This is a genomic window from Moorena sp. SIO4G3 (genome assembly GCF_010692305.1).
Classification (GTDB): Bacteria; Cyanobacteriota; Cyanobacteriia; order Cyanobacteriales; family Coleofasciculaceae; genus Moorena; species Moorena producens_A.
Genome location: NZ_JAAHIG010000366.1, coordinates 1 through 8,538 on the forward strand (window position 1 = coordinate 1; position 8,538 = coordinate 8,538).

Below are 8,538 nucleotides of genomic sequence, written 5' to 3' on the forward strand. Positions count from 1 at the left end.
TTATCCCTAGTCCGTTTTAACAGACTTGAGTTATTAGCTAGTTATTAGCTAGTCATTAATGGTAGGGTGGACAGTGCCTAGCAACGCGCTTTGCAAGCTTCATTATCTGTCTGGTGCACTGCCCACCCTACATGAGCTAGGGGTTTTACCCCCTAGGGGGATAGTAGGGACACCATAGTTTGTAGGAGTTTTGTGAGTCAATCAGCCCTGAATAACACTTGAACAAGAATAGAGGTTATTACCTCTATTACAATTACTACCAGTACGACATCCTATCAGGGTAGGGTGAAAAATTTGTGAACAGAGAAAAAAGTAATAAGGATAACAAAGAAAAGAAAACGACCGCACTATCAAAGGGATTTATGAGCTAGGCAGATAGCCAGTTCAATGGTGTAGGCACCCATGCCACCCAATATAACAGTTCTCAATTGGGTTCGGGAATCGGGAATCCGGAATCGGGAATCGGGAATCCGGAATCGGGAATCGGGAAAAACTTCTGTATAGCTAGCTTTGGGTAGAGATAGGGATTGTGACGAATCACAGTCCTAAAGCTGACAGTTCCAGGATTAAGAGTACCCACAAGGGTACTGTTAAAACCTGAAAAAGCTACGAAACTAGAGGAAGTTGATTAAAGCTTGTTAATTGGAGAGTTCTAAACGACAGCTATGTCAGGATTGAGCCTAAGTCTAACGGGCTAGTTTAAAAGCAACCCTTGCCAGCTATTAACTGTTGATAGCTGAAGACTTACGAATGCTTACGCCCATACCTTCAATTACTAATTTAATCACTAATTTAATACCTAAGTAGTCTGAGGAAAGTAGAAATGAAAGAGTTTAATACATTAAGCATAATGCTAATTATTTATCTGGTTATTTTTGTTAGTATTAGCCCTAGAGAAGCCAACAATTTTATTCAATTTATCAATGAAGCCTGGTAATTGTTAATTGGCAGAAATGTTGCCTAGGGAACAGGGGCAAGAGTGTGGCGATAGCGGGAAGATGGGGACTTAAGAGTGTTCGTGGGTAAGTCCTGTGGGAGCTCCACCCTTAAAAATTTGCTGCATAATTCTTGGTGGTTAGCCAGATAAGTGTATAGATACTTAAAAATCGGCTATTAGCCCTCAGCATTTAGCAGGTAGTGCCTTAGCTCAATGCTTACGATTTTTGAAACAGATCTGCCCCTTAATAAGGGGTTATTCTTATTTCATAAAAAAACCCCCATAATTTTGCACTTCATAAAATCCCCAACCGCTATATGTTCTCCCGAAATCTCGCCTTTATCATCGGCATCAATAACTACACAAACGGTATTTCCCCCCTGAATACCGCCGTAAACGATGCCAAAAAACTAGTTGAAATTCTCCGCACCAAGCATGATTACCAAGTCTGGGTATGCCTAGACGAAGTAGCCACCCTCTCTAACTTCCACAAATTTTTATTTCATACTTTACCAGAACAAGTCACTGAAAACGACCGCTTATTATTTTACTTTGCTGGTCATGGAGTAGCTCTCAATGGGGATGATGGCCCGGCTGGTTACTTAATTCCTCAAGATGCCAAACTGAGGGATACTAATAGTTATCTGCCCATGACCAAGTTACACGATGCTTTAATTAAATTACCTTGTCGTCATTTCTTGGGTATCCTAGACTGCTGTTTTGCTGGTGCTTTTAAATGGTCAAGCACCAGGGATTTATTAACCTCGCCAGAAGTAATTCACCAAGAACGATACGACCGTTTTATTACTGACCCAGCCTGGCAAATCATTACCTCCTCAGCTTCTGACCAAAAAGCCCTCGATAACTTTTATTTAGATAGCGTACGCGGTCAAGTCGGCAATCATTCCCCTTTTGCGGCGGCATTATTAGAAGCCCTCGAAGGGGCAGCAGATAGAATTCCTCCTGCTACCAATGGTAAACCGGCGGTCGATGGGGTAATTACAGCCACAAAATTATATTTATATTTACGGGATCGAGTCGAAATACCCACAGAAAAATACCGTGTACGACAAACCCCTGGTATTTGGTGTTTAAATAAGCACGATAAGGGAGAATATATCTTTCTTTCTCCCGGACATGAACTTAATTTACCACCAGCACCACCTTTGGATGAGTCACAAAATCCCTATCGCGGTTTAAACTCCTTTGAGGAGAAACACAGTTCACTGTTTTTCGGTAGAACATTACTAGTAGAAAAGTTAGACTATTTTGTCAAAGCTCATCCCCTAACAGTCGTGTTGGGTGCTTCCGGTTCGGGGAAATCTAGCTTGGTCAAGGCCGGATTAATTCCCAAACTACGGCAAGACAATACCGAGAAATGGTGTATTTTGCCACCCATCCGTCCTGGTGAGACTCCCTTGCAACCGTTAAATAATGTGCTATGTAATGCTAAGTTACCAAGGGTAGAGCGACAAAACCCAGAGCAGAACCTGGCAATGAGCATTGATGTTTGGGCGAAAAATCACCCCAACTCTAAGTTATTACTGTTTATTGACCAAAGCGAAGAAATTATTACACTCTGTCAAAACTTAGATGAGCGTCAGGAATTTTTCCAACAGATACTCACAGCCATAAATGCCCATGGGGATAAATTACGGGTAGTACTATCTCTACGGTCTGACTTTGAACCCCAAGTCAGGGATGCTGGCTTAAAGTTTGTCGGCGAAGAACTTAACTGGGGACGATTTATTGTACCAGCGATGACGCGAGCCGAACTGCGCGAAGCCATTGAGAAACCCGCAGAAATACGGGTAATGTATTTTCAACCCCACGAACTAGTAGAAGAATTGATTAATGAAGTGGCGGATATGCCCGGAGCCTTACCCCTGCTATCTTTTGCCTTGAGCGAACTTTATCTCAAGTATTTAAAACGACAACGGGGGGCACAATATAGAGGAATCACTATTGACCGGGCCTTGACTCAAGCCGATTATATGGAATTGGGGGGAGTAATGCGATCGCTAACTCAAAGAGCAGATCTTGAATATGAGGCGCTAGTTAATGAAAACCCCGCTTATGACCAAGTTATCCGTCATGTGATGCTGCGGATGGTCGCCCTGACTGGGGGTGAGTTAGCCCGTAGGCGCGTACCGTTATCAGAATTGGAATATCCAAAAAAGAAAAAAGATTTAGTTAAAGAAGTAATTGAGCGTTTTACCAACGCACGGTTATTGGTGAAAGGAGAAGATACTGATGGTAATCTTTATGTAGAACCAGCCCATGATGCTTTAGTACGAGCTTGGCAAAGGTTGCTGGAGTGGAAGCATTTAGATGAGGAAAATTTACTTCTACAACGGCGGTTGACTCCTGCGGCGGTGGAGTGGAACAGCCAGCAACAGGCAAAGTTTCTTTGGCATGCTAACCCTCGTCTTGATTTGTTGAAAAAGGTACTCAATTCTGAGAATAACTGGCTGAACCAAGTAGAAGCTGAGTTTGTAGAGCGTAGCGTCAAGCGAAAAAACTTTAATACTCGTCGGAATTGGGGTGTTGCGATCGCCGTCATGCTGGGATTGAGCGGGTTGACTATTGCCACTCTTATTGGACAGCGAGGCTCTCAGATAGAACAAATTCGTGCCTCTCGAGAAGCCTCAGAAGCAAAACTGCTCTTAAATCAAGAGTTAGATGCCTTGGTAAGTAGTTTACAAGCTGCCACAACACTTAAGCACTCATCTTTATTGGGATTTTTTCAGCCTGAGATGAAACTGCAACATCAAGTTAGATTAACATTACAGAAAGCTTTCTATCAAGTCAAAGAACGAAATCGAATCACAATTCCTAATGATGGACATGAAGTAGTTTTCAGTCCCAATGGTCAGCTCTTAGCTACACTAAAATTCGATGGTAACGTTAGCTTATGGGAGCGAAGTGGTAAACCGTTAACTGGATTTAAAGCATTCAATGTGGGAAGTGAAGTTAGGATCATTAGCTTTAGTTCTGATAGTCAACAGCTTATCACTGTTAGCACTGATAGTACTGATAGGACTGATCAAGTGCTTAAATACTGGAATTTTAACGGACAACAAGTAGGAAAGGATTTAAAGCAACCTGGAATCATAGAAGAGTTGATAATTGATTCTAGTGGGAATCTACTAGTATTCAGCGAGGATGAAGGTTTTCTTAGACTGAGAAATATAGAGAATCGAAAGCAGAGAAATCAATTTTATAGCAAAAATAACATAGGTGGTGATAGGTTTAGTCCTGATGGCAAGTTAGTATCAATCGCACCTCCAGGCGAAAATATAAACATTTTTAACGTTGTTACCAAACAAAAAATAGCTAGTTTAAAAAGTAGTACTTTTGACAGTAATATTCCTAGAAGTATCAGTTTTAGTCCCGATAGCAAACTTATTGCAACTGGTGGTTTTCGAGATGATACTATTTTAGTATGGGATGTAAACGGTAATCAGTTAGCTAAATTCAAAGCTAACCAAGGTGGAATTAAAGATATCAGCTTTAGTCCTGATGGAAAACAGTTAGCTACCCTTGGCAGGGATAAGACTCTCCGAATATGGCAAGACCTAGAAGGTAAACAATTAACAAAATTTAGCATAGAACAAAGTTTTAGTAATATCAGCGTTAGTTCAGACACTCAGCTAATAGCAGCTAGCGATAGTCAAGGAATTGTTAATTTTTGGAACTTGGAAAAACGACAATCTTTAGAGTTTGTAAGGGAAAAGTTTCCCAGTATATCAGAACTGAAATTTAGTCCCGATGGCAAATTACTAGCTATTAGTGAAACAGATGGCGCTATTCATTTGCTTGATGTTAGGAATAACCACCAGCTAATTTCATTTACAGTTGAAGAAGCTAATATAAAATTTGGCAGTTTCGTTCAAAAAACGTACGGTTCTCTTTCACAGGGAATCAGCTTTAGCGAAGATGGTAAATGGTTAGCCATCGGTGGTGATAATAATATTATTGTTCGGAGTATTGATGGACAAAAACAAGCTAAATTTCTTGAAGATACGTCACGGAGAGAGACAGGAGTTCCAGATTGGGTGCACGCTACAGCTTTTAACCCCAGTGGTGATTTACTTGCTACTGGTGGAATAGGTGGACGTGTCCGCCTATGGAATTGGAAAGAACAAAAACCCAAACAAATTTTGCCAAAACTAAGTATTCAGGCTAATACACTTCAGACTCTAAGTATTGTGTTCAATCCTCAAGGAAATCTAATTGCGACTGCTGGTTTAGATGGCTCAACTAATGGAGTTCGTTTGTGGAATCTCTCAGGTAAAAAATTAGCAGAGTTTAAAGGTCATATAGGAACGGTCAGTCAGGTTATTTTCAGCCCAGATGGAAATCTACTTGCAACTGCTGCCTCAGATGGTACTGTTCGCATATGGGATTTATCTGGTCAGCAGCTAGCACAATTTGAGGCAGGCGAAGAACAAGAAGTAGTTGCAGAAAGCATCACATTTAGTCGAGATGGCAAACAATTGTTATTTGCTTATCAAAACATTGATAACAGTAATAATTACCCTTTATTTTCGCAGGTTAAATCGTGGCAAATGGAAGACCTGGATGAATTATTGGTGCGAGGCTGCGATTGGGTACACGATTATCTGAAGAATAACCCCAATGTTGACGAGAGCGATCGCCATCTCTGCGACAATGTTAACAAGTAGTTACCTTGATGTAAAAGTTTTGGTAGCCACGATTGTGTTTTTTGCAATTGGCTGATCTTTATAATTGTCGAAGAATTTGCGAACGCGCCCCGCGTGACCTGCATGTCACGCGGGGCGCGTTCGCACTCTCGTTAATCTTGATTGAGAAGTAGTGCGATCGCCTCTGCCGGATCTACCACCGTTACTCCCTCTAATATCTGACCGTAAAACGAACCAAAATGCTTCTTATCACCCGTTACCAAAAAGTCTGCCCTATTCTCTACTGCTGTCGCTAAAATAGGAGCATCTTTCAAAGGTAGCCCCATCTCCATGGCCCAATTAACTCGTGAAACCGGTGCTTCTCCAACAATAATTAGTTTGGGGATTAAATCCCGTTCCAATCCTGTCAAAGCTTCGGGATACTTAGCTGTAATGTTACGCCGTGTTTCTTCCAAGGCGTGAGGCGATGTTAGCAAAGCACAATACCCAGCAGAAGCTAACTCAAACAAAACGTTACAGCGACCATCAGGACTAATAGCGGCTGCAAAGATTACATTGGCATCCAGAAACACGTGCATGTATCTTTCCTACTCAGCATCTTTAAGTTTGCCCATTAGCTGTTCGGCTTCTTCGTTAGTTAAGCGATCTCCTGATAAAAACTCCTCAATCCGTTCCTCTGTATACATCTCAATCGGATACACTCCCGCAGGACGCAGTATAATTCCACCATCAGCAGTAGTTTCTACCAGTAGCATAGTTTCACCCTCCAACCCTAGACGCTTGAGAATTGCTTTGGGAATAGAGAGTTGACCTTTTTTTCCTAGCTTGATGACTTCCATAATTTAAAATAACCATAATCCGGCAAACCGGACTTTAAGTCAATAGTAATCGATCAGGATTAAAGCGTGCTCGTTTGGCTACATCACCAGAGAAAAGGACATACGAGGAGAACAATGACTATTAATAATCAACAGGATCAGGATCTGCTAGATGAATACGATTTCAGCAAAGGCATACGCGGTAAATATGCTCAGAGATATAGGGAAGGTAGCAACATTGTTAAGTTGGATGACGATGTTGCTGAAATGTTTCCAGATGAAAAATCAGTTAATGATGCACTGCGGGCTTTAGCTAATATTATTCGTTCCCATCAAAACTTAGCTTAACAGGATGAAAAAGGAGCGTACGCTAACTCAGTTAATCTTAGTTGAGAAGTAGTGCAGTCAGCGCAGTTATGCCCGTAGGGCTGATCGCGTAGCGTGGCCGTAGGCCAATCGCACCCAAAGCTAAACCTACGAGTCGGATTTGCTATCAGCAACAGATAGTGAACGCATCCATTCATCCAAATCGTCAGGTTTCGTAAAGTCCAACAACGCTTCCCCCAAAGCTTCAAGCTGAGGGAGGGATAAGGCTTGAACCTGCGCTCGCATTTCTGGGGACACTTCGCCGATGCGACGTGCGAGAAGGCGGAGTATAAGAGATTGTTCCCCTTCGTGACGGCCTTCATCCTTAATGTCTTGATAAATTACAGACTGCTCCATGGAGAAACTTGCAGGTATTATCAAACATTAAACGATTATATCAAACGGCCCGTCTCAGCGATTCTGCTGGATCCCGACTCCCGACTCCCTACTCCCGACTCCCTACTCCCGACTCCCTACTCCCTAAAACCCGGATTATTCAAGTGCTTCATAAAAAACTCTTCCAATGAAGGACGATTTAAAGTCATATTCATCAATTGGGCATCCATCAGTCGGAGAGAAGCTATAAACTCTTGGGGTTCCCCTCGCAATTGACCGTACCAGCAGTCATCCTCAAATTCCAATTCCATCAGCCACCGTTTGATAATGTCTATATTTCCACCTTTGCCTTTAACTCGGTAGGTGTTATCGGTACCCAAAAGTTCATCTAACGCTCCCATACAAATTAATTCCCCATTAGCGAGAATTGCGATGCGATCGCATATTTTCTCCACATCTGACAAGACATGGCTGTTGAAGAAAATAGTCTTGCCTTGAGCTTTCAGAGACATAATAATTTCCCGGATTTGGTAGCGTCCCATCGGGTCAAGACCGGACATGGGTTCATCGAGAAATACTACTTCTGGGTTATTAATCAGTGCCTGGGCCATACCGATGCGCTGGAGCATCCCTTTAGAATACTGACGTAGTTGTTTCTTTCGTGCTGCTGATTGGGACAATCCTACTAGTTCTAACAGCCGAGGAATACGTTTACGTTTTACCTCATGGGGAATTTGAAATAGTCCAGCGGTAAAGTGCAAAAATTCCCAGCCAGTGAGATAGTCATAGAAGTAGGGGTTTTCTGGTAAGTAACCAATGCGCTGCTTGACCTTAACATTACCAAGGGGATGTCCGAGTAACCATCCTTGTCCGCCAGTAGGACGGACAATTCCTAGTAAGGTTTTTAACAGGGTAGTTTTCCCGGCTCCATTTGGACCGAGTAATCCAAAGGTTTCTCCCTGATAGACGCTGAGGGAGCAATTTTTCAGGGATTCAATTTTTTGATTGAGCCAGAAGCCGGTGCGGTAGACTTTGCGCAGTTGGGAGGTCTGAACCACTGGGATTGGTTCAGAGGTAGTTAGTTGGGGGGGTAAAGTGAGAGTAGATTGCTCCATCCTGTTGCTGGGAGATGAGGATATAATCTATACTTATTTATTCCCTATTTTGGTGACTTTTGTATCTATTATGAATAAAATCCATGATATCTGATCCGGTAGGGTCTTGCTGAATGTTTACGGTCAGTGTTGCTGGATCAGTCAGCAAAAAAGTCTACTAACTGCAGATCAACCTCAGGATTGTATAAGCGTAAGTAATTCCAGTAATTACCCAAAACTTGCTTGACATAGTTTCTGGTTTCACCAAAGGGTATGGTTTCCACAAACTCATCTAAATCAATGGGTTCATTTCCCTTGAG

8 protein-coding genes are annotated in these 8,538 nt (G+C 42.2%); 3 read left to right on the plus strand and 5 right to left on the minus strand.

What is annotated here, in order from left to right; translation table 11 throughout:
* Positions 1 to 424: 424 nt before the first annotated feature.
* Positions 425 to 580, minus strand: a complete 156-nt coding sequence (locus tag F6J99_RS36645; protein WP_158517071.1) for a hypothetical protein — start codon at positions 578 to 580, stop codon at positions 425 to 427.
* Between the two features lie 674 nt (positions 581 to 1,254).
* Here F6J99_RS36645 and F6J99_RS36650 point away from each other — a divergent pair.
* Positions 1,255 to 5,625 (plus strand): caspase family protein, encoded by a 4,371-nt coding sequence (locus tag F6J99_RS36650; protein ID WP_293120611.1) that lies wholly within the window; start codon positions 1,255 to 1,257, stop codon positions 5,623 to 5,625.
* A 131-nt stretch (positions 5,626 to 5,756) separates the two neighbouring features.
* Here the strand turns inward: F6J99_RS36650 and F6J99_RS36655 are convergent, their stop codons facing one another.
* Both F6J99_RS36655 and F6J99_RS36660 read right to left on the minus strand, forming a co-directional pair.
* A complete protein-coding gene (locus F6J99_RS36655) occupies positions 5,757 to 6,182 on the minus strand; it encodes a putative toxin-antitoxin system toxin component, PIN family (RefSeq protein ID WP_293120613.1) in 426 nt (141 codons plus the stop codon).
* A 9-nt stretch (positions 6,183 to 6,191) separates the two neighbouring features.
* A complete protein-coding gene (locus F6J99_RS36660; RefSeq protein ID WP_293120615.1) occupies positions 6,192 to 6,443 on the minus strand; it encodes an AbrB/MazE/SpoVT family DNA-binding domain-containing protein in 252 nt (83 codons plus the stop codon).
* A 114-nt stretch (positions 6,444 to 6,557) separates the two neighbouring features.
* Between F6J99_RS36660 and F6J99_RS36665 the strand changes: the two genes are divergently transcribed.
* Entirely contained in the window at positions 6,558 to 6,770 is a 213-nt protein-coding gene (locus F6J99_RS36665; protein ID WP_293120617.1) for a hypothetical protein, read from the plus strand.
* Between the two features lie 126 nt (positions 6,771 to 6,896).
* Here F6J99_RS36665 and F6J99_RS36670 read toward each other — a convergent pair whose 3' ends face one another.
* Positions 6,897 to 7,169 (minus strand): DUF4351 domain-containing protein, encoded by a 273-nt coding sequence (locus F6J99_RS36670; protein ID WP_293120619.1) that lies wholly within the window; start codon positions 7,167 to 7,169, stop codon positions 6,897 to 6,899.
* On the opposite strand from F6J99_RS36670, the gene F6J99_RS36675 reads away from it, so the two are divergent.
* A complete protein-coding gene (locus tag F6J99_RS36675; RefSeq protein ID WP_293120621.1) occupies positions 7,154 to 7,315 on the plus strand; it encodes a hypothetical protein in 162 nt (53 codons plus the stop codon). The genes F6J99_RS36670 and F6J99_RS36675 overlap by 16 nt on opposite strands.
* Here the strand turns inward: F6J99_RS36675 and F6J99_RS36680 are convergent.
* Positions 7,262 to 8,239 (minus strand): ABC transporter ATP-binding protein, encoded by a 978-nt coding sequence (locus tag F6J99_RS36680; protein WP_293120623.1) that lies wholly within the window; start codon positions 8,237 to 8,239, stop codon positions 7,262 to 7,264. The genes F6J99_RS36675 and F6J99_RS36680 overlap by 54 nt on opposite strands.
* Positions 8,240 to 8,538 lie beyond the last annotated feature (299 nt).

Excerpts from the sequence above, each read along its gene's own strand:
- F6J99_RS36650 (WP_293120611.1), top strand. The coding sequence starts at position 1,255 with ATGTTCTCCCGAAATCTCGCCTTTATCATCGGCATCAATAACTACACA.
- F6J99_RS36655 (WP_293120613.1), bottom strand. The coding sequence starts at position 6,182 with ATGCACGTGTTTCTGGATGCCAATGTAATCTTTGCAGCCGCTATTAGT.
- F6J99_RS36660 (WP_293120615.1), bottom strand. The coding sequence starts at position 6,443 with ATGGAAGTCATCAAGCTAGGAAAAAAAGGTCAACTCTCTATTCCCAAA.
- F6J99_RS36665 (WP_293120617.1), top strand. The coding sequence starts at position 6,558 with ATGACTATTAATAATCAACAGGATCAGGATCTGCTAGATGAATACGAT.
- F6J99_RS36680 (WP_293120623.1), bottom strand. The coding sequence starts at position 8,239 with ATGGAGCAATCTACTCTCACTTTACCCCCCCAACTAACTACCTCTGAA.